The following is a 20,943-nucleotide window of genomic DNA, read 5'->3' as shown; positions in this document are numbered from 1 at the left end:
CGCCCATCGGTCAGTTCTGGCGCCATTTTCCTGGCCCTGAAAAGCTTGAACCGTGATTCAGGACAACAGCGCTTTCGAGAACTCGCCAAAAATGCGTGCTTCACTGTTTACCGTTCTTCCCATCACCCTAGCCGCCACCTATTCACAAGCACAATCCTTGCCCGAAGCCATGCAGACCACCCTTGATAGCCCGCAGGCTATAACAACGAATGGCAGGCTATGCTGCGAATGAACTTCAACCTTTACACTGGCGTCAGCGACAAGGCTGACCTGGAGTCCAAGCTGTAACCTTCACTAAGCCAGCGTCGTCTGGTAGCGGTGAAGAACATACAATTGTTTACTCAGTATCGAATCAAGGCGACCATTGGCCACTGCTCAAGAATCAGGGTGTCGTAGCCCCGATGGCCACTGTTGTGCAGAACGATCTGAAACCGAGGGTGAGCCTGTCAGGCCTGAACTGAGGCACACCCTGCCCCACCCACCGCAAGGATGAAGAGAGCGCCGCGTGGAATCCGAAGTCAGTCGAGTCCAACTCAGCCACGATCCACGCAGTCAGCATGACGATCCCTTGCTGGATAGCTTGCTGAGCCTGTGTGTTCTGCATCAGAAACCCGCCAGCCGGGTCATGCTGACCACCGGCCTGCCGCTGCCTGCCCAGCGCCTGAGCCCCGAGCTGCTGCCCCGTGCCGCGGCCCGGGCAGGGCTGCAGGGGCGGCTGCTGCAGCGCAAGCTGGAGCAGATCCCCAGTATCGCCATGCCGGCCATGCTGTTGCTCAAGGAAGGCCGCAGCGCCGTGCTGCTGGGCTGGGAAAACGAAGACACCGCGCGCCTGCTGCTTAGCGAGAGCGATGGTGGCGAGGTGCATGTCAGCCGCGAAGCGCTGCTCAGTGACTACAGCGGGCGCGTGTTCTTCGCCCAGCCGCAGCACAAGTTCGACGTCAACCACGGCAACCTCATCCCGCGCGCGAAATCCTGGTTCCGCGACACCCTGCTGCGCAGCAAATGGCTGTACATCGATGCCATCGCCGCCAGCCTGGTAATCAACCTGATCGCCCTGGCCGCGCCGCTGTTCGTCATGAACGTGTATGACCGGGTGGTGCCCAACCAGGCAACCTCGACCCTCTGGGTGCTGGCCGTCGGCATCGCCGGCGCCTACGTCTTCGACCTTATCCTCAAGGGCTTGCGCGGCCTCTGCCTGGACCTTGCCGGCAAAAAGACCGACTTGATCATTTCGGCGACCTTGTTCGAGCGTATCGTCGGCATGTCGATGAAGTACCGCCCGGCGCGGGTCGGCAGCTTTGCCCAGAACATCCATGAGTTCCAGGGCTTGCGCGACTTCCTCGCCTCCTTGACCCTGACCAGCCTGATCGACCTGCCGTTCACCCTCCTGATCCTGATCGTCATCGCCATCATTGGCGGGCACCTGGTGTGGATCCCGATCATCGCCTTCCCGCTGGCCCTGGGCATCGGTTATGCCTTGCAGCGGCCGCTGATGGCGACCATGGAGCGGACCATGGCCCTGGCCTCGGAGCGCCAGTCCAGCCTGATCGAGACCCTGGCTGGCCTGGACGCCGTCAAGGTCAACAACGCCGAAAGCGAGCGCCAGTACATGTGGGAGCAGACCCTCGGCACCCTCAGCCGGTTGGAGCTGCGCGTGAAGGTGCTGTCGAGCCTGGCGATGAACATCACCATGCTGATCCAGCAGCTGGCAGGCGTGGCGATGATCTGCGTGGGTGTCTACCTGATCATCGACGGCAACCTGAGCATGGGCGGCCTGGTCGCCTGTTACATGCTCAGCGGCCGCGCCCTCGGCCCGCTGGGCCAGCTCAACGGCTTGCTGGCCCGCTACCAGCAGGCCAAGGTAACCATGGTCGCCACCGACCACATGATGGACTTGCCGCAGGAGCGCAACTTCGAGGAGCGGCCGCTGAGCCGCCGGGTACTGCAGGGCAGCATCGAGTTCCGCGGGGTCGAGTTCACCTACCCGAACCAGCAGAACCTGGCCCTGAAGAACATCAACCTGACCATCCGCCCCGGCGAAAAGGTCGGCATCATTGGCCGCAGCGGCTCGGGCAAGAGCTCCCTGGCCAAGCTGGTCGTGGGCCTCTATGAAGCCGACGGCGGGTCACTGCTGGTCGATGGCGTGGATATCCGCCAGATCGACGTCAGCGAACTGCGCCACAACATCGGCTATGTGCCGCAGGACATCCAGCTGATGGCCGGCACCCTGCGCGACAACCTGGTCAGCGGCGCACGTTACATCGAAGACGAAATGATCCTGCAGGCCGCAGAACTTGCAGGTGTTCATGAGTTTGCCCGGCTGCACCCCGACGGTTATGAGCTGCAAGTGGGCGAGCGTGGCCAGAACCTCTCCGGCGGCCAGCGGCAGAACGTTGCCCTGGGGCGTGCATTGCTGCTCAACCCGCAGATCCTGCTGCTCGACGAGCCGACCAGCGCCATGGACAACACCGGTGAAGAGCGCCTCAAGCAACGCCTGCAGGCGGTGATCGAGAACAAGACGGTGCTGCTGGTGACCCACCGCGCCTCGTTGCTGTCGCTGGTGGACCGGCTGATCGTCATCGATCGCGGGCAGATTGTCGCCGACGGCCCGAAAGCCGCGGTCATGGATGCGCTGAAGAAGGGGCAGATCAGTGTTGCATAAGCTCGATATGGGGCAGTTCAAGGATGGCCTGCGGCGCTACTTCAAGGGCTCCGATTCGCTCGGCGGGCAGCCGCTGCCCGAGGTCAACAAGGCGCTGATCGAGGATGCACCGCGGGTGGTGCGCCTGACCATCTGGGGTGTGATCGCGTTTTTCGTATTCCTGATCGTCTGGGCCAGTGTGGCGCCGATCGATGAAGTCACGCGCGGCGAAGGCAAGGCCATTCCGTCCTCCAAGGTGCAGAAGATCCAGAACCTCGAGGGCGGCATCGTCGCCGAAATCTACGCCAAGGAAGGGCAGATCGTCGAAATCGGCCAACCCCTGCTGCGCCTGGACGAAACCCGCTTCGCCTCCAACGTCGGCGAAACCGAGGCCGACCGCTTGGCCATGGCGCTGCGCGTCGAACGCCTGAGTGCCGAGGTCGAAGACCGTCCGCTGCAAATCGATGAGGCCCTGAGCAAGGCCGCGCCCAACCAGGCAGCCAACGAGCAATCGCTTTACCAGAGCCGGCGCCAGCAACTGCAGGACGAGATCGGTGGCCTGCAGCAGCAGCTGGTACAGCGTCAGCAGGAGCTGCGCGAATACACCTCCAAGCGCGCGCAGTACGCCAACAGCCTGCAACTGCTGCGCCAGGAGATTGCGATGTCCGAGCCCTTGGTAGCCCAGGGCGCAATCTCCCAGGTCGAAGTGCTGCGCCTGCGCCGTGCCGAAGTGGAAAACCGTGGCCAGATGGATTCCACCGCGCTGGCCATCCCGCGTGCCGAGGCGGCCATTCGGGAAGTACAGAGCAAGATCGAAGAAACCCGTGGCAAATTCCGCAGCGAAGCGCTGACCCAGCTCAATGAGGCACGCACCGAGCTCAGCAAGGCCACGGCCACCAGCAAGGCGCTGGACGACCGGGTTCACCGCACCATGGTCACCTCACCTGTGCGCGGTATCGTCAAACAGCTGCTGGTCAACACCATCGGTGGAGTGATCCAGCCGGGTAGCGACATCGTCGAGGTCGTGCCGCTGGACGACACCCTGGTCATCGAAGCGAAGATCCTGCCCAAGGACATCGCCTTCCTGCATCCAGGGCAGGAAGCGACGGTCAAGTTCACCGCCTATGACTACACCATTTACGGTGGCCTGAAGGCCAAGCTGGAGCAGATCGGTGCCGACACCATCACCGATGAAGACAAAAAGACCACGTACTACCTGATCAAGCTGCGCACCGATCGCAGCCACCTGGGCACTGACGAGAAGCCATTACTGATCATTCCCGGGATGGTGGCGACGGTGGATATCATGACCGGCAAGAAGACCATCATGAGCTACCTGCTCAAGCCGATCATGAAGGCCCGCTCGGAAGCCCTGCGCGAGCGTTAACACCACGCCCGGCTGTGTGTGTAGGAGCGGCCTTGCCGAGGCGCCGGACCGGTCGGAAAGGGTCGCGGAGCGGCCCCAGGTTCTGTGGCGCAGCAAAAATCGCCGGGGCCGCTCCTTCACGGGGAAGTATCAGCGCCAGGGTGCAGGTTCACCCACCAGCTGCCCCTGAATACCACCCACGCCCATCTCCCGCAGCACCAACCGCTCGCCTTCCGTCTCGACCCGCTCGGCAATCAACGGCAGGTCGATACTGTGTGCGGCGCGTTGGATCGCTTCGATGAACAGGCGCTTGTGCTGCTCATGGTCAATGTTACGGATATAGCTGCCATCAATTTTCAGGTATGCCAGGCCCAGGTGTGCCAAGTTGCCGATCATGCTGAAACGGCCGCCGAAGCGCTGCAGCGCCAGCCCGAAGCCAAGCGCGTGCAGGCGTCGGGTCAGTTGCTCGAGGGCAGACTGGTCGGGCAGTTGCTCTTCGCCGATCTCGAACGTCAACCGCGGGCCCAGCGCCGCATGCTGGCTTAGCAGCTCGTAGACGCGTTGCAGCGCCTTGGGGTCGGCCAAGGTTGCTGCGGACAGGTTCAGCGCCAGCATCTGATCATGGCTGCGCAGGTGGGCGAGCACCTTTTCCAGCACCAGCACATCCAGGCGCGGCATCCAGCCGAAGCGCTCCAGCCAGGGCAGGAAGCGCCCGGCGGGCAGTGCCTCGCCTTGCTCATCGTGCAAGCGCGAGATGACTTTGTGGTGCAATACCCGTTGCGCTGTTTCGCAGTCCACCACCGGCTGGAAAAACAGCTCGAAATGCCCATTGGCAAATGCCTGGTCGAGCCGCTCATGCCAGGCATGATGGCTATCGCCCGCTACCGCAGCTGCACCCTGTTCGAGACAGACCCAGCCGGGTGCCGGCTGGTTTTCGGCAAGGGCCAGGGCTTCGTCGGCAAGTTTCAGCAATGCCTGTGGCGCATCGCCGGGGCTGAAGGGCGCAAGGCCGATGCACGCGACCGGGCTGACATCACTGGCGCCAGTCTCGTGCAGGCTCTGCAGGGTGGCCTCCAGCGCCTGGGCAAGCTGTACGGCCTCCTCGTGCACCATACCCGGCGCCAGCACGGCGAACTCGCCCCCACGGCTGCGCGAAATCAGGTCTTTGGTTTCTGGGTAGCTGGCACAGGTACGGCGCAGTTGCTCGCCCACCGCCTGCAACAGCTGGTCGGTACGCTGCCCGCCCAGGCGCGCGTTGAGGCCTGCCAGCCCCTGCACCCGCAGCAACAGCAAGTAACCAGCCCGGGCTTCCTCCATGTTGCTGACGCGGGTGTTGAGCTGCATCTCGAAATAGCGGCGGTTGGACAGCCCGGTGAGGCTGTCCTGGTAGGACTCGGCGCGCAACCGCTCACTGCGCTCGGCCTGCTCGGTGAACAGCGCCTTGAGCTTCTCGACCATCTGGTTCATCGCCTGCACCACACGGCGCAGCTCGGGTGTGCGCGGCAGGTCTGGCAGGCTGAGGAATTCGCGCCGGGCGATGGCATGGGATTGCTCGACCATGTAGTCCAGTGGCCGCAACTGGCGGCGCAGCAACAACGCGCCGAGCACCGCACTGGCTGCACCACACAGCAGCAACCAGCCCAGGCTGCCCAAGGCGCTCTGCCAGAGCTTGGCGATGGCGAACATCGGGTGGCTGATCACCTCCACCCGGGCGGCCTGCTGCCATCCGCGGCTGACAATGGCATCACCACCGGCCGCTTCAAGGCCAATGAGGTGGACGAACCAGGCCGGCACACCCCCTCGGTCAGGCTCGGCATGGCGCTCCACCAACACGGCATTGGAACCCAGGTCGACGACCTTGATGCTCGCATAGTAGCCACTGTCGAAGATCGAGCTGACCATCAGTTCGACCATCGCCGGGTCGTCGATGTTGGGTGTCAGCGACAGCGCCAGGGCAGTGGCTGCGTCCTGGGCGTGCGAACGCAGCTGGTTGACGTACTGGCTGCGCGAGCTCTCCAGGCTGACCATGAAGCTGCCGCTGAAGGCGACCACCAGGAACAGGCAAATGGCCAACAGCAATTGTTTGAACAGTGACATCTGTGCTCCTTCAGTAAACCGGCTCGGCCGGGAACCCTTCGGCCTGCATTTTCTTCAGCAAATCCTGCCAGCGTGACAGCCGCTTGGTATCGCCTACCTTCTTGTTGCCGGCGGCGCCTGTCAGCCACAGCCCCTCACCATTGAAGGCATACACCGGCAGCAGGTCGGGACGCTGGCTCGCCGGCTTGATGGCATCCATCAGGCTGTCGAGCACCAACGGTTGAGCCTGTGGGTTTGAATAGTAGGTCAGCACCATGTGCGCTCGGTTTTGCCGCAACGCCTTGACGTAGGTGATACGCAGCTTTTCGCTGGGGATGCCCATGCGCCGTAGGCTGAAATACTTGGCAATAGCGTAGTCCTCGCAATCACCTGCCCCCTTGATCAGTGCCTGGACCGGCGTGGCCCAATAATCGACCTCATGCCACAGATCGATATCTTCGACGTAGCGCAGTTGCTGGTTGAAGAAGCGGTTGACCACCTGCAGCCGCTCCAGCTCGGTGGCCTGCTTCTGCGTGGCCATCAGGTTCTGCCAGGCGTCGATACGCCCCTGGCCTGCGCCAAGCGGGCCATACAGGGCCTGCGACTTGCGACTGATCTGGGAAAAATCCCAATCCGCGTGCAAACCGCCCAGTAGCAAGCTACCCAGCAGCGCGGCAAGGCCGACACGTCGCACAGCGGTTTTGAACATCCAGGATATCGCCACTGCGAAGACCTGTTCAGACCAGTCGAAAGCAGCGATGGTGCGGCCTCGCTGTGCAAAAGACAATGGCATCCTGCAATCACGCAACCTGGGGATGGGCCATACTAACTTTATGGCTATCTCGTTGTATGTGCCGCTTCCTTTGCCAAGCGACTTCATACACCATAGCCGCGGCCTTGGGTCACCCGCTCCAATGCGGCTGACGGTTTGACAAGCCCCCTTGCCTGTTACTAGTGTCATTGGATCCAACTTTCGTTATGGTCGAGGCAGACTCCGCGTGGCCGAGAAAATTAAACTGAGCAACGTGCTGGCTAGCGAACAGCTACCCCCACACCTGGCACGTGCTGTTATCGAAGAGCGCCTGCGCAGCGCCATTCTTGATGGGCGACTACCGCCAGGCACCGCTGTGCGTCAGCAAGAGCTGGCGACCTTGTTCGGGGTCAGCCGCATGCCTGTGCGCGAGGCCTTGCGCCAACTTGAAGCGCAATCGCTGCTGAACGTGGAGATGCACAAGGGCGCTGTGGTTGCGCCGTTGATCGGCGAGGACGCGGTAGACACCTATGCCCTGCGTGTTCTGCTCGAAAGCGAGGCGCTGCGCCAATCCATTCCGCTGCTTGATGCCGACGACATCGCCCGTGCCCGCGGCTACATCCTGCAACTCGAGCATGAGACCCGCCACGCCGAACTCGGCCGCCTCAACCGCCTGTTCCACATGACGCTGTACAGCAAGGCGTCAAACAAGAAGCTGTTGCGCCTGATCGAGAACGAACTGAACGAAGAAGAGCGTTTTCTGCGCTTTCATCTTTCCTCCATGGGGTTGGGGAAACTCACCCAGGACGATCACAACGCGCTGGTGGATGCGGCCAGCGACAAACTGGTGGATGAAGCCATCGCCGTGCTGGAGAAGCACTTGAACTCCGGCGCGCATGTGATCAGGGCTTACCTGGATTCGCAGTTGGCACGATAACAGGCCGGCATGAGACGGTTGCAAATTAGCCCGGCACCGCAAACAATGAGACTAATTATCATTCATGTCCATTGAAGCCAGCGCCCTCCTCCATGCCTTCCAATGACTCCGTGCAAACGCTCTACAGTGACCACCACGGTTGGTTGCATGCCTGGCTGCGCAGCAAGCTGGGCAATGCCGCCGATGCCGCGGACCTGGCCCAGGACACCTTCGTGCGGCTGTTGCAGCGTCGCGAGCAGGTACAGCTGAACACGCCAAGGGCGTTTCTGCGGACCGTGGCACGTGGGCTGGTGATCGATCACTGGCGCCGTGAAGAACTGCACCGGGCCTACCTCGAAGCCCTGGCTCACTTGCCGGAAACACAGGCCCCCTCGGCCGAGACCCGCGAAGTGCTACTGGAGCTGCTGGAGCGTATCGCGCGCATGCTCGAAGGGCTCAAGCCAAAGGTGCGCCGCGCCTTTCTGCTGGCCCAGTGCGATGGGCTGAAACACCAGGCCATCGCCGAGCAGATGGGCATATCCGTACGCACCGTCGAGCGCTATATCGCCGATGCGCTTTACCATTGCTACCTGCTGCGCTTTGAAGACGAGCGATGACAGTAGTCGCGCCGTCGGCCAAAGCGGTCAAGCAAGCCATTCAGTGGCTGCTCAGGCTGCGAGAGAGCGGTAGCAGCCCTGCCCTGCTGCAGCAATGCGAGCAGTGGCGTAGCGCGCGGCATGAGCACGAACTGGCCTGGCAACGGGTGATACACCTGCACCAGGACCTTGACCTGCGGACCATCCCCGGCGCTGGGGTTGCCTTGCACACCCTGGAAACCAGCCAGCGGCGCCTGCACCGGCGCCAGGCGCTCAAGTTGCTTGGCGGCGTCGCCCTGGTGGGCTCCGCCACCTGGCTGGCCAGAGACCTCGATAGCGTCAGCGCCTGGGCTTCGGACTACGCCACTGCTACTGGCGAACGGCGGCGATTGCACCTGCCCGATGGCTCATTGATGCAACTGAACACGCGCAGTGCGGTGGACCTGGCCTTCGACCAGCAGCAGCGTTTGGTTCACCTCAAGCAAGGGGAGCTGATGCTCACCTGCAGCGAAGCGCAGGATCAGACGCGCCCCCTGTTGGTACAGACGCAAGAGGCCTTGCTCGAAGGTTTCAATGCTCGCTTTGTGGTACGCCAGGATATCGCCTGCACCCGCGTCAGCGTCAGCCAGGGAAAGGTGGCGATACACCGGCCGGGGAATGGCCAGGTGCAATGGATCGACAGCAGCCAGCACTGGCGCCTGGATGCCAGCGGTGCACAACGCCTGGATCGCGTGGATATGGACCCCATGGCCTGGAGCGAAGGGCTGATCGTGACCCGCGACATGCGCTTGCACGATTTTCTCGCGCAAGTGAGCCGCTATCGCCATGGCTACTTGGCTTGCAGCGATGACATTGCCGATCTGCGCCTGTCCGGTGTGTTCCGCCTGGACGACCCGGAGCAACTGCTGCAACTGCTGCCAAAAACGCTCCCGGTCAGGCTTCGCCAACGCACACGTTGGTGGATCCGCGTCGAGCACATGGCCTGACTTCACCCCTGCGGGGATATTTTTGGCGGGTTTTGGGCATCGATCCGGCTAGGACAGTAAGCAACGCCTTCTGCCCTCAACCTTTCAACGGACGCTTTCATGCCCATTGTCTCTACCTCTACACACCGCACTAACGAGAATGATTTTCGACCTGTCTTGAATTCAGCCAGCCTGCGCAAGGCCGTTCGGGCAGCCCTGCTCGGTACCGCACTGGGCATCAGCGCCCTGCCCCTTCAAGCCTTGGCCGCTGAAGCCGCGCAGGTCAGCCAGCAGTATGCGATTGCGCCCGGCGAACTGAACGATGTGCTCAACCAGTTTGCCCGTCAGGCGGGGATCACCCTCTCCAGCACACCGCAATTGACCAATGGGCTGCAATCCCGTGGCTTGCAAGGGCAGTACTCGGCCGATCAGGCGCTGCGCCAATTGCTCAATGGCAGCGGCCTGGAGGCCGTAAGCCAGGGTGGGCACAGCTATGTGCTGCGGGCCCAGCCAGACAACGCCGCACTGTCGCTGCCAGACACCGATATCCGCAGCTTCTCCCTGGGCAATGCCTTGGGCAGCATGGATGGCTACAACGCCACCCACAGCCAGGTCGCGACCAAGACCAGCATGCCCCTGGTGGAAACCTCACAGTCGGTCTCGGTGGTGACTCGCCAGCAGATAGATGACCAGGGCTCGCAGACCGTCGCCCAGGCCATGCGCTATACGCCTGGGGTGCTGACCAACCCCTATGGCGCCACTCACCGCTACGACTATGTGGCCATGCGCGGCTTCAACGACGGTTCGGTCGACAACATCTACGTTGACGGCCTGAAGTCCATGGGTGACAACGGCACCTACAGCACCATGCAAGTGGACCCTTACTTTCTGGAGCGCATCGACATCCTCAAAGGGCCCTCTTCGGTACTCTATGGCCGCAGCTCGCCAGGGGGCCTGGTGGCACTGACCACCAAGAAGCCCCTGTTCACGCCCTTCCATCAGGTGCAGGCCACCGTCGGTACCCAAGGCCAGCGTGGCATGGGCTTCGACTTCAGCGGCCCGGTCGATGACGACAAGCGTATTGCCTATCGCCTGACAGGCTTGGCGGACAGCTCTGATACTCAGTTCGACCATAACAAGGAAGAACGCTACGCCATCGCACCGGCTATCAGCATCGACTTCACCGAAGACACCTCGCTGACGCTGCAGGCATACCTGCAGCACGACCCCAATGGTGGCTACCACGGGGGTAACCCGGCTGACGGCATGCTGCACAAGCGCAACGGGCTGCGCCTGTCAGACCACTTCTTTGAAGGTGAGCCTGGGGTCGACAACTACGAGCGTACCCAGCAGTCGTTCAGCTACCAGTTCGAGCACCGTTTCAACGACGTCTTCACCGCCCGGCAGAACTTCCGCTACCAGGATTCTGACGTAACGATGGACCAGGTGTATTCGGCCGGTTGGGCCGACGCCGACAGCAACATCCTCAACCGCGCCTACACCGGGGGCGACGAGCGCCTGCATTCGTACATCATCGATAACATGCTGCAGGCGGAGTTCTTCACCGGCGCGGCCAAGCACACCTTGCTGCTTGGCACCGACTACCAGCGCCGCAAGGCCGACGTGGAATGGCGTTACGGCACGGTCGACCCGCTGGATGCCGGCAACCCTCAATATGGCAATGGCAACCTCCAGGTACTTGGTGAAAACCGCTATCAGCGCCGCCTGCAGCAAACGGGTGTGTACCTGCAGGACCTGGTTGAGCTGGACCAATGGCGCTTCTCGCTGGGCTTGCGCCAGGACTGGGTGAAGGTCTCCGAGGAGAATCGCGACAGCAACACCAAGGTCAACGATCAGCGCTCCAAGTTCACCACCCGAGCGGGCGTGCTGTACTTGTTCGAGAACGGCTTGGCACCCTATGTCAGCTACTCGGAGTCGTTCAACCCCAATACCGTGTCCGACCAGGAAGGCCGGCCGTTGGCACCGACCGAGGGCACTCAGTGGGAAGCGGGTATCAAGTACCAGCCGCCCGGCAGTGACAACCTGTTTACCGCGTCGGTGTTCCGTATCGAGCAGGAGAACCTGGCCTCCAAGCAGCCGAACGAAGACTTCTACCGCCCGGTGGGTGAAGTACGCTCACAAGGCCTGGAGCTGGAGGCGCATGTTCAGCTGACCGACAACCTCAAGCTGTTGGGCGGCTACACCTTTACCGACATCGAGTATGCCAAGACGATGCCGAGCTTGGTGGCAGCAAACCTGGACAACAAGGGTAATTCGCCCACCCAGGCACCCAAGCAGATGTTTTCGCTGTGGGCCGACTACAACTTCCGCCAGGGGCCGCTGGACGGCCTGCGACTGGGCGGTGGGGTGCGTTATGTAGGGTACAGCTGGGTGGATGCGGAAAACAGCATGAAGGTGCCCTCCTACACGCTGTTTGATGCCTCGATCGGATACGACCTGGGCAAGGTTGGCCTGACGGGGGTGGATGTGCGCCTGAACGCCAACAACCTCACCAATGAGAGCTACGTCACCTCATGTGCCAGCCTGAACTATTGCTACATGGGTGAAGAGCGCAACGTCAGCGCAACGGTCAGCTATCAATTCTGACCCGAAAAGACAAAGCCCCTGTCTGCGATGCAGACAGGGGCTTTGGGTTTGAATCTTGACGATGACCTACTCTCACATGGGGAGACCCCACACTACCATCGGCGATGCATCGTTTCACTGCTGAGTTCGGGATGGGATCAGGTGGTTCCAATGCTCTATGGTCGTCAAGAAATTCTGTGTGCCGGCCCGTCCTGAAGACGTGCCCGCGAATTTCTATGGCTTCTACTTAAAGACAAAACCCCTACCTGCTCGCGCAGATAGGGGTTTTGCGAAATGAATCTTGACGATGACCTACTCTCACATGGGGAGACCCCACACTACCATCGGCGATGCATCGTTTCACTACTGAGTTCGGGATGGGATCAGGTGGTTCCAATGCTCTATGGTCGTCAAGAAATTCTGTTGCCAGAACGTCCAGATGGACAGCCTAGCGAATTCGGATATGTGATGTTGTGATGTACATTCGAACTTTCGGTTCGTGCGTCTTCACCACCGCAATCTGCATGAGCAAATTGCTTGGGTGTTATATGGTCAAGCCTCACGGGCAATTAGTATTGGTTAGCTCAACGCCTCACAGCGCTTACACACCCAACCTATCCACGTCGTAGTCTTCGACGGCCCTTTAGGGGATTCTAGATCCCAGTGAGATCTCATCTTGAGGCAAGTTTCCCGCTTAGATGCTTTCAGCGGTTATCTCTTCCGAACATAGCTACCCGGCAATGCCACTGGCGTGACAACCGGAACACCAGAGGTTCGTCCACTCCGGTCCTCTCGTACTAGGAGCAGCCCCTCTCAAATCTCAAACGTCCACGGCAGATAGGGACCGAACTGTCTCACGACGTTCTAAACCCAGCTCGCGTACCACTTTAAATGGCGAACAGCCATACCCTTGGGACCGGCTTCAGCCCCAGGATGTGATGAGCCGACATCGAGGTGCCAAACACCGCCGTCGATATGAACTCTTGGGCGGTATCAGCCTGTTATCCCCGGAGTACCTTTTATCCGTTGAGCGATGGCCCTTCCATACAGAACCACCGGATCACTAAGACCTACTTTCGTACCTGCTCGACGTGTTTGTCTCGCAGTCAAGCGCGCTTTTGCCTTTATACTCTACGACCGATTTCCGACCGGTCTGAGCGCACCTTCGTACTCCTCCGTTACTCTTTGGGAGGAGACCGCCCCAGTCAAACTACCCACCATACACTGTCCTCGATCCGGATAACGGACCTGAGTTAGAACCTCAAAGTTGCCAGGGTGGTATTTCAAGGATGGCTCCATGAGAACTGGCGTCCCCACTTCAAAGCCTCCCACCTATCCTACACAAGCAAATTCAAAGTCCAGTGCAAAGCTATAGTAAAGGTTCACGGGGTCTTTCCGTCTAGCCGCGGATACACTGCATCTTCACAGCGATTTCAATTTCACTGAGTCTCGGGTGGAGACAGCGCCGCCATCGTTACGCCATTCGTGCAGGTCGGAACTTACCCGACAAGGAATTTCGCTACCTTAGGACCGTTATAGTTACGGCCGCCGTTTACCGGGGCTTCGATCAAGAGCTTCGCTTGCGCTAACCCCATCAATTAACCTTCCGGCACCGGGCAGGCGTCACACCCTATACGTCCACTTTCGTGTTTGCAGAGTGCTGTGTTTTTAATAAACAGTCGCAGCGGCCTGGTATCTTCGACCGGCATGGGCTTACGGAGCAAGTCCTTAACCCTCGCCGGCGCACCTTCTCCCGAAGTTACGGTGCCATTTTGCCTAGTTCCTTCACCCGAGTTCTCTCAAGCGCCTTGGTATTCTCTACCTAACCACCTGTGTCGGTTTGGGGTACGGTTCCCAGTTATCTGAAGCTTAGGAGCTTTTCTTGGAAGCATGGCATCAACCACTTCGTCGCCTAAAGGCAACTCGTCATCAGCTCTCGGCCTTGAAATCCCGGATTTGCCTAAGATTTCAGCCTACCACCTTAAACTTGGACAACCAACGCCAAGCTGGCCTAGCCTTCTCCGTCCCTCCATCGCAATAACTGCAAGTACAGGAATATTAACCTGTTTTCCATCGACTACGCTTTTCAGCCTCGCCTTAGGGACCGACTAACCCTGCGTCGATTAACGTTGCGCAGGAAACCTTGGTCTTTCGGCGTGGGAGTTTTTCACTCCCATTGTCGTTACTCATGTCAGCATTCGCACTTCTGATACCTCCAGCAAGCTTCTCAACTCACCTTCACAGGCTTACAGAACGCTCCTCTACCGCATCATCATAAGATGATACCCGTAGCTTCGGTGCATGGTTTGAGCCCCGTTACATCTTCCGCGCAGGCCGACTCGACTAGTGAGCTATTACGCTTTCTTTAAAGGGTGGCTGCTTCTAAGCCAACCTCCTAGCTGTCTAAGCCTTCCCACATCGTTTCCCACTTAACCATGACTTTGGGACCTTAGCTGACGGTCTGGGTTGTTTCCCTTTTCACGACGGACGTTAGCACCCGCCGTGTGTCTCCCATGCTCGGCACTTGTAGGTATTCGGAGTTTGCATCGGTTTGGTAAGTCGGGATGACCCCCTAGCCGAAACAGTGCTCTACCCCCTACAGTGATACATGAGGCGCTACCTAAATAGCTTTCGAGGAGAACCAGCTATCTCCGAGCTTGATTAGCCTTTCACTCCGATCCACAGGTCATCCGCTAACTTTTCAACGGTAGTCGGTTCGGTCCTCCAGTCAGTGTTACCTAACCTTCAACCTGCCCATGGATAGATCGCCCGGTTTCGGGTCTATACCCAGCGACTAAACGCCCTATTAAGACTCGCTTTCGCTACGCCTCCCCTATTCGGTTAAGCTCGCCACTGAATATAAGTCGCTGACCCATTATACAAAAGGTACGCAGTCACCTAACAAGTAGGCTCCCACTGCTTGTACGCATACGGTTTCAGGATCTATTTCACTCCCCTCTCCGGGGTTCTTTTCGCCTTTCCCTCACGGTACTAGTTCACTATCGGTCAGTCAGTAGTATTTAGCCTTGGAGGATGGTCCCCCCATATTCAGACAAAGTTTCTCGTGCTCCGTCCTACTCGATTTCATTGATAAGAGATTTTCGTGTACGGGGCTATCACCCACTATGGCCGCACTTTCCAGAGCGTTCCACTAATCTCAAACCAACTTAAGGGCTGGTCCCCGTTCGCTCGCCACTACTAAGGGAATCTCGGTTGATTTCTTTTCCTCAGGGTACTTAGATGTTTCAGTTCCCCTGGTTCGCCTCTTGCACCTATGTATTCAGTACAAGATACTCAGCTTATGCTGAGTGGGTTCCCCCATTCAGAGATCTCTGGATCACAGTCTGTTTGCCGACTCCCCAAAGCTTATCGCAGGCTACCACGTCTTTCATCGCCTCTGACTGCCAAGGCATCCACCGTATGCGTTTCTTCACTTGACCATATAACCCCAAGCAATCTGGTTATACTGTGAAGACGACATTCGCCGAAAATTCGCATGCTGCTCAATTAAGAGCACATCACAAATTTTACCTTAGCCTGATCCACTACCAGTGAAAGTAGTGTTCAGTCTATTTCTATCACATATCCGAATTTTTAAAGAACGATCTGACAAAAGTCAGAAATCAACATTCGACGCGAATGCTCATTTCTGAGTTTGATCAAGGTACTGCAAGAGTGGTGGAGCCAAGCGGGATCGAACCGCTGACCTCCTGCGTGCAAGGCAGGCGCTCTCCCAGCTGAGCTATGGCCCCGCATATTGGTAGGTCTGGGCAGATTTGAACTGCCGACCTCACCCTTATCAGGGGTGCGCTCTAACCAACTGAGCTACAGACCTATATAGGGTCTTGATCGTCTTCACATATGAATCAAGCAATTCGTGTGGGAGCTCATCAGCAGGCTGATGTCGTCGATTAAGGAGGTGATCCAGCCGCAGGTTCCCCTACGGCTACCTTGTTACGACTTCACCCCAGTCATGAATCACACCGTGGTAACCGTCCTCCCGAGGGTTAGACTAGCTACTTCTGGTGCAACCCACTCCCATGGTGTGACGGGCGGTGTGTACAAGGCCCGGGAACGTATTCACCGCGACATTCTGATTCGCGATTACTAGCGATTCCGACTTCACGCAGTCGAGTTGCAGACTGCGATCCGGACTACGATCGGTTTTGTGAGATTAGCTCCACCTCGCGGCTTGGCAACCCTCTGTACCGACCATTGTAGCACGTGTGTAGCCCAGGCCGTAAGGGCCATGATGACTTGACGTCATCCCCACCTTCCTCCGGTTTGTCACCGGCAGTCTCCTTAGAGTGCCCACCATAACGTGCTGGTAACTAAGGACAAGGGTTGCGCTCGTTACGGGACTTAACCCAACATCTCACGACACGAGCTGACGACAGCCATGCAGCACCTGTGTCAGAGTTCCCGAAGGCACCAATCCATCTCTGGAAAGTTCTCTGCATGTCAAGGCCTGGTAAGGTTCTTCGCGTTGCTTCGAATTAAACCACATGCTCCACCGCTTGTGCGGGCCCCCGTCAATTCATTTGAGTTTTAACCTTGCGGCCGTACTCCCCAGGCGGTCAACTTAATGCGTTAGCTGCGCCACTAAAATCTCAAGGATTCCAACGGCTAGTTGACATCGTTTACGGCGTGGACTACCAGGGTATCTAATCCTGTTTGCTCCCCACGCTTTCGCACCTCAGTGTCAGTATCAGTCCAGGTGGTCGCCTTCGCCACTGGTGTTCCTTCCTATATCTACGCATTTCACCGCTACACAGGAAATTCCACCACCCTCTACTGTACTCTAGCTTGCCAGTTTTGGATGCAGTTCCCAGGTTGAGCCCGGGGCTTTCACATTCAACTTAACAAACCACCTACGCGCGCTTTACGCCCAGTAATTCCGATTAACGCTTGCACCCTCTGTATTACCGCGGCTGCTGGCACAGAGTTAGCCGGTGCTTATTCTGTCGGTAACGTCAAAACAGCAAGGTATTCGCTTACTGCCCTTCCTCCCAACTTAAAGTGCTTTACAATCCGAAGACCTTCTTCACACACGCGGCATGGCTGGATCAGGCTTTCGCCCATTGTCCAATATTCCCCACTGCTGCCTCCCGTAGGAGTCTGGACCGTGTCTCAGTTCCAGTGTGACTGATCATCCTCTCAGACCAGTTACGGATCGTCGCCTTGGTGAGCCATTACCCCACCAACTAGCTAATCCGACCTAGGCTCATCTGATAGCGCAAGGCCCGAAGGTCCCCTGCTTTCTCCCGTAGGACGTATGCGGTATTAGCGTTCCTTTCGAAACGTTGTCCCCCACTATCAGGCAGATTCCTAGGCATTACTCACCCGTCCGCCGCTGAATCGAAGAGCAAGCTCTTCTCATCCGCTCGACTTGCATGTGTTAGGCCTGCCGCCAGCGTTCAATCTGAGCCATGATCAAACTCTTCAGTTCAATACTGCTTGGGTTTTTAAGAAACCCTAAACTTGGCTCAGCAATCTCAAATGACTATGTGATTTCTCGCATGGTCACTTGTGATGCTGATAATCTTTGTGACTATCAGTCCATACTCACAAGCACCCACACGAATTGCTTGATTCAATTTGTTAAAGAGCGGTTGGTCAAGAGCTTTTCGTCTCAACCGAGGTGCGCATTCTACGCTTTCCTCAGTGCCTGTCAAGCGTTTATTTTGAAGTTTTTTGCGAGAAACTCGTTTAGCTTCAAACACTTAACTCGCTGCGATCTCTCGTAGCGGGAGGCGAATAATACAGCATTCAAAAACGCTGTCAATCACCTTTTTAGCGCTGCTGATCTGTCTCTCGACCTGGTCAGCAAGAAGCATGAGCTTCTACTTAAAGACAAAACCCCTACCTGCTTGCGCAGATAGGGGTTTTGCGAAATGAATCTTGACGATGACCTACTCTCACATGGGGAGACCCCACACTACCATCGGCGATGCATCGTTTCACTACTGAGTTCGGGATGGGATCAGGTGGTTCCAATGCTCTATGGTCGTCAAGAAATTCTGTTGCCAGAACGTCCAGATGGACAGCCTAGCGAATTCGGATATGTGATGTTGTGATGTACATTCGAACTTTCGGTTCGTGTGTCTTCACCACCGCAATCTGCAGGAGCAAATTGCTTGGGTGTTATATGGTCAAGCCTCACGGGCAATTAGTATTGGTTAGCTCAACGCCTCACAGCGCTTACACACCCAACCTATCAACGTCGTAGTCTTCGACGGCCCTTTAGGGGATTCTAGATCCCAGTGAGATCTCATCTTGAGGCAAGTTTCCCGCTTAGATGCTTTCAGCGGTTATCTCTTCCGAACATAGCTACCCGGCAATGCCACTGGCGTGACAACCGGAACACCAGAGGTTCGTCCACTCCGGTCCTCTCGTACTAGGAGCAGCCCCTCTCAAATCTCAAACGTCCACGGCAGATAGGGACCGAACTGTCTCACGACGTTCTAAACCCAGCTCGCGTACCACTTTAAATGGCGAACAGCCATACCCTTGGGACCGGCTTCAGCCCCAGGATGTGATGAGCCGACATCGAGGTGCCAAACACCGCCGTCGATATGAACTCTTGGGCGGTATCAGCCTGTTATCCCCGGAGTACCTTTTATCCGTTGAGCGATGGCCCTTCCATACAGAACCACCGGATCACTAAGACCTACTTTCGTACCTGCTCGACGTGTTTGTCTCGCAGTCAAGCGCGCTTTTGCCTTTATACTCTACGACCGATTTCCGACCGGTCTGAGCGCACCTTCGTACTCCTCCGTTACTCTTTGGGAGGAGACCGCCCCAGTCAAACTACCCACCATACACTGTCCTCGATCCGGATAACGGACCTGAGTTAGAACCTCAAAGTTGCCAGGGTGGTATTTCAAGGATGGCTCCATGAGAACTGGCGTCCCCACTTCAAAGCCTCCCACCTATCCTACACAAGCAAATTCAAAGTCCAGTGCAAAGCTATAGTAAAGGTTCACGGGGTCTTTCCGTCTAGCCGCGGATACACTGCATCTTCACAGCGATTTCAATTTCACTGAGTCTCGGGTGGAGACAGCGCCGCCATCGTTACGCCATTCGTGCAGGTCGGAACTTACCCGACAAGGAATTTCGCTACCTTAGGACCGTTATAGTTACGGCCGCCGTTTACCGGGGCTTCGATCAAGAGCTTCGCTTGCGCTAACCCCATCAATTAACCTTCCGGCACCGGGCAGGCGTCACACCCTATACGTCCACTTTCGTGTTTGCAGAGTGCTGTGTTTTTAATAAACAGTCGCAGCGGCCTGGTATCTTCGACCGGCATGGGCTTACGGAGCAAGTCCTTAACCCTCGCCGGCGCACCTTCTCCCGAAGTTACGGTGCCATTTTGCCTAGTTCCTTCACCCGAGTTCTCTCAAGCGCCTTGGTATTCTCTACCTAACCACCTGTGTCGGTTTGGGGTACGGTTCCCAGTTATCTGAAGCTTAGGAGCTTTTCTTGGAAGCATGGCATCAACCACTTCGTCGCCTAAAGGCAACTCGTCATCAGCTCTCGGCCTTGAAATCCCGGATTTGCCTAAGATTTCAGCCTACCACCTTAAACTTGGACAACCAACGCCAAGCTGGCCTAGCCTTCTCCGTCCCTCCATCGCAATAACTGCAAGTACAGGAATATTAACCTGTTTTCCATCGACTACGCTTTTCAGCCTCGCCTTAGGGACCGACTAACCCTGCGTCGATTAACGTTGCGCAGGAAACCTTGGTCTTTCGGCGTGGGAGTTTTTCACTCCCATTGTCGTTACTCATGTCAGCATTCGCACTTCTGATACCTCCAGCAAGCTTCTCAACTCACCTTCACAGGCTTACAGAACGCTCCTCTACCGCATCATCATAAGATGATACCCGTAGCTTCGGTGCATGGTTTGAGCCCCGTTACATCTTCCGCGCAGGCCGACTCGACTAGTGAGCTATTACGCTTTCTTTAAAGGGTGGCTGCTTCTAAGCCAACCTCCTAGCTGTCTAAGCCTTCCCACATCGTTTCCCACTTAACCATGACTTTGGGACCTTAGCTGACGGTCTGGGTTGTTTCCCTTTTCACGACGGACGTTAGCACCCGCCGTGTGTCTCCCATGCTCGGCACTTGTAGGTATTCGGAGTTTGCATCGGTTTGGTAAGTCGGGATGACCCCCTAGCCGAAACAGTGCTCTACCCCCTACAGTGATACATGAGGCGCTACCTAAATAGCTTTCGAGGAGAACCAGCTATCTCCGAGCTTGATTAGCCTTTCACTCCGATCCACAGGTCATCCGCTAACTTTTCAACGGTAGTCGGTTCGGTCCTCCAGTCAGTGTTACCTAACCTTCAACCTGCCCATGGATAGATCGCCCGGTTTCGGGTCTATACCCAGCGACTAAACGCCCTATTAAGACTCGCTTTCGCTACGCCTCCCCTATTCGGTTAAGCTCGCCACTGAATATAAGTCGCTGACCCATTATACAAAAGGTACGCAGTCACCTAACAAGTAGGCTCCCACTGCTTGTACGCATACGGTTTCAGGATCTATTTCACTCCCCTCTCCGGGGTTCTTTTCGCCTTTCCCTCACGGTACTAGTTCACTATCGGTCAGTCAGTAGTATTTAGCCTTGGAGGATGGTCCCCCCATATTCAGACAAAGTTTCTCGTGCTCCGTCCTACTCGATTTCATTGATAAGAGATTTTCGTGTACGGGGCTATCACCCACTATGGCCGCACTTTCCAGAGCGTTCCACTAATCTCAAACCAACTTAAGGGCTGGTCCCCGTTCGCTCGCCACTACTAAGGGAATCTCGGTTGATTTCTTTTCCTCAGGGTACTTAGATGTTTCAGTTCCCCTGGTTCGCCTCTTGCACCTATGTATTCAGTACAAGATACTCAGCTTATGCTGAGTGGGTTCCCCCATTCAGAGATCTCTGGATCACAGTCTGTTTGCCGACTCCCCAAAGCTTATCGCAGGCTACCACGTCTTTCATCGCCTCTGACTGCCAAGGCATCCACCGTATGCGCTTCTTCACTTGACCATATAA

8 protein-coding genes, 2 tRNA genes, 6 rRNA genes and 1 pseudogene are annotated in these 20,943 nt (G+C 57.5%); 7 read left to right on the top strand and 10 right to left on the bottom strand.

Annotated features, from left to right (window positions below; all coding sequences use genetic code 11):
- Positions 1–195 precede the first annotated feature (195 nt).
- The 3 genes and pseudogenes from LJX93_RS00685 to LJX93_RS00675 all read left to right on the top strand — a co-directional run.
- A pseudogene (locus LJX93_RS00685) lies at positions 196–461 on the top strand (hypothetical protein); the annotation flags it as partial.
- A gap of 44 nt (positions 462–505) precedes the next feature.
- Entirely contained in the window at positions 506–2,662 is a 2,157-nt protein-coding gene (locus LJX93_RS00680) for a type I secretion system permease/ATPase (protein ID WP_033703532.1), read from the top strand.
- A 7-nt stretch (positions 2,663–2,669) separates the two neighbouring features.
- Positions 2,670–4,028 carry an HlyD family type I secretion periplasmic adaptor subunit gene (locus tag LJX93_RS00675; RefSeq protein WP_156311540.1) on the top strand — a complete coding sequence of 453 codons (1,359 nt, stop codon included), beginning with the start codon at positions 2,670–2,672 and terminating at the stop codon, positions 4,026–4,028.
- Between the two features lie 129 nt (positions 4,029–4,157).
- On the opposite strand, the gene lapD is transcribed toward LJX93_RS00675, so the two are convergent.
- Positions 4,158–6,104, bottom strand: coding sequence for a cyclic di-GMP receptor LapD (lapD, locus tag LJX93_RS00670; RefSeq protein WP_186661680.1), 1,947 nt, complete (start codon positions 6,102–6,104; stop codon positions 4,158–4,160).
- A 10-nt stretch (positions 6,105–6,114) separates the two neighbouring features.
- Positions 6,115–6,876, bottom strand: a complete 762-nt coding sequence (gene lapG, locus LJX93_RS00665; protein ID WP_156311542.1) for a cysteine protease LapG — start codon at positions 6,874–6,876, stop codon at positions 6,115–6,117.
- A 205-nt stretch (positions 6,877–7,081) separates the two neighbouring features.
- Here lapG and LJX93_RS00660 point away from each other — a divergent pair, with 205 nt between their 5' ends.
- The 4 genes from LJX93_RS00660 (at position 7,082) to LJX93_RS00645 (ending at position 11,918) form a co-directional block, all read left to right on the top strand.
- Positions 7,082–7,771, top strand: coding sequence for a GntR family transcriptional regulator (locus LJX93_RS00660; protein ID WP_033703537.1), 690 nt, complete (start codon positions 7,082–7,084; stop codon positions 7,769–7,771).
- 92 nt (positions 7,772–7,863) lie between these two features.
- Positions 7,864–8,367 (top strand): sigma-70 family RNA polymerase sigma factor, encoded by a 504-nt coding sequence (locus LJX93_RS00655; protein WP_033703538.1) that lies wholly within the window; start codon positions 7,864–7,866, stop codon positions 8,365–8,367.
- A complete protein-coding gene (locus LJX93_RS00650; RefSeq protein WP_033703541.1) occupies positions 8,364–9,332 on the top strand; it encodes a FecR domain-containing protein in 969 nt (322 codons plus the stop codon). Before LJX93_RS00655 ends, LJX93_RS00650 begins: the two co-directional genes overlap by 4 nt.
- Positions 9,333–9,503: 171 nt before the next feature.
- Positions 9,504–11,918, top strand: coding sequence for a TonB-dependent siderophore receptor (locus LJX93_RS00645; RefSeq protein ID WP_227697287.1), 2,415 nt, complete (start codon positions 9,504–9,506; stop codon positions 11,916–11,918).
- A 53-nt stretch (positions 11,919–11,971) separates the two neighbouring features.
- On the opposite strand, the gene rrf (LJX93_RS00640) is transcribed toward LJX93_RS00645, so the two are convergent.
- From rrf (LJX93_RS00640) to LJX93_RS00605, 8 genes are all read right to left on the bottom strand, one after another.
- A 5S ribosomal RNA gene (gene rrf, locus LJX93_RS00640) occupies positions 11,972–12,087 on the bottom strand.
- 109 nt (positions 12,088–12,196) lie between these two features.
- A 5S ribosomal RNA gene (gene rrf, locus LJX93_RS00635) occupies positions 12,197–12,312 on the bottom strand.
- A gap of 133 nt (positions 12,313–12,445) precedes the next feature.
- Positions 12,446–15,337, bottom strand: a 23S ribosomal RNA gene (locus LJX93_RS00630).
- A 236-nt stretch (positions 15,338–15,573) separates the two neighbouring features.
- Positions 15,574–15,649, bottom strand: a tRNA-Ala gene (locus tag LJX93_RS00625).
- A gap of 6 nt (positions 15,650–15,655) precedes the next feature.
- Positions 15,656–15,732, bottom strand: a tRNA-Ile gene (locus tag LJX93_RS00620).
- Positions 15,733–15,809: 77 nt separating this feature from the next.
- Positions 15,810–17,346: ribosomal RNA gene (locus tag LJX93_RS00615) — 16S ribosomal RNA — on the bottom strand.
- Between the two features lie 450 nt (positions 17,347–17,796).
- A 5S ribosomal RNA gene (rrf, locus tag LJX93_RS00610) occupies positions 17,797–17,912 on the bottom strand.
- Between the two features lie 133 nt (positions 17,913–18,045).
- Positions 18,046–20,937: ribosomal RNA gene (locus LJX93_RS00605) — 23S ribosomal RNA — on the bottom strand.
- Together the 16S, 23S and 5S rRNA genes with 2 tRNA genes alongside form the textbook arrangement of a ribosomal RNA operon.
- Positions 20,938–20,943 lie beyond the last annotated feature (6 nt).

Source organism: Pseudomonas sp. HN2-3 (genome assembly GCF_020691745.1).
Classification (GTDB): domain Bacteria; phylum Pseudomonadota; class Gammaproteobacteria; order Pseudomonadales; family Pseudomonadaceae; genus Aquipseudomonas; species Aquipseudomonas capeferrum.
This window is presented reverse-complemented; position numbering and strand designations above follow the sequence as displayed.

Excerpts from the sequence above, each read along its gene's own strand:
- LJX93_RS00675 (WP_156311540.1), top strand. The coding sequence starts at position 2,670 with ATGGGGCAGTTCAAGGATGGCCTGCGGCGCTACTTCAAGGGCTCCGAT.
- lapD (WP_186661680.1), bottom strand. The coding sequence starts at position 6,104 with ATGTCACTGTTCAAACAATTGCTGTTGGCCATTTGCCTGTTCCTGGTG.
- lapG (WP_156311542.1), bottom strand. The coding sequence starts at position 6,876 with ATGCCATTGTCTTTTGCACAGCGAGGCCGCACCATCGCTGCTTTCGAC.
- LJX93_RS00655 (WP_033703538.1), top strand. The coding sequence starts at position 7,864 with ATGCCTTCCAATGACTCCGTGCAAACGCTCTACAGTGACCACCACGGT.
- LJX93_RS00650 (WP_033703541.1), top strand. The coding sequence starts at position 8,364 with ATGACAGTAGTCGCGCCGTCGGCCAAAGCGGTCAAGCAAGCCATTCAG.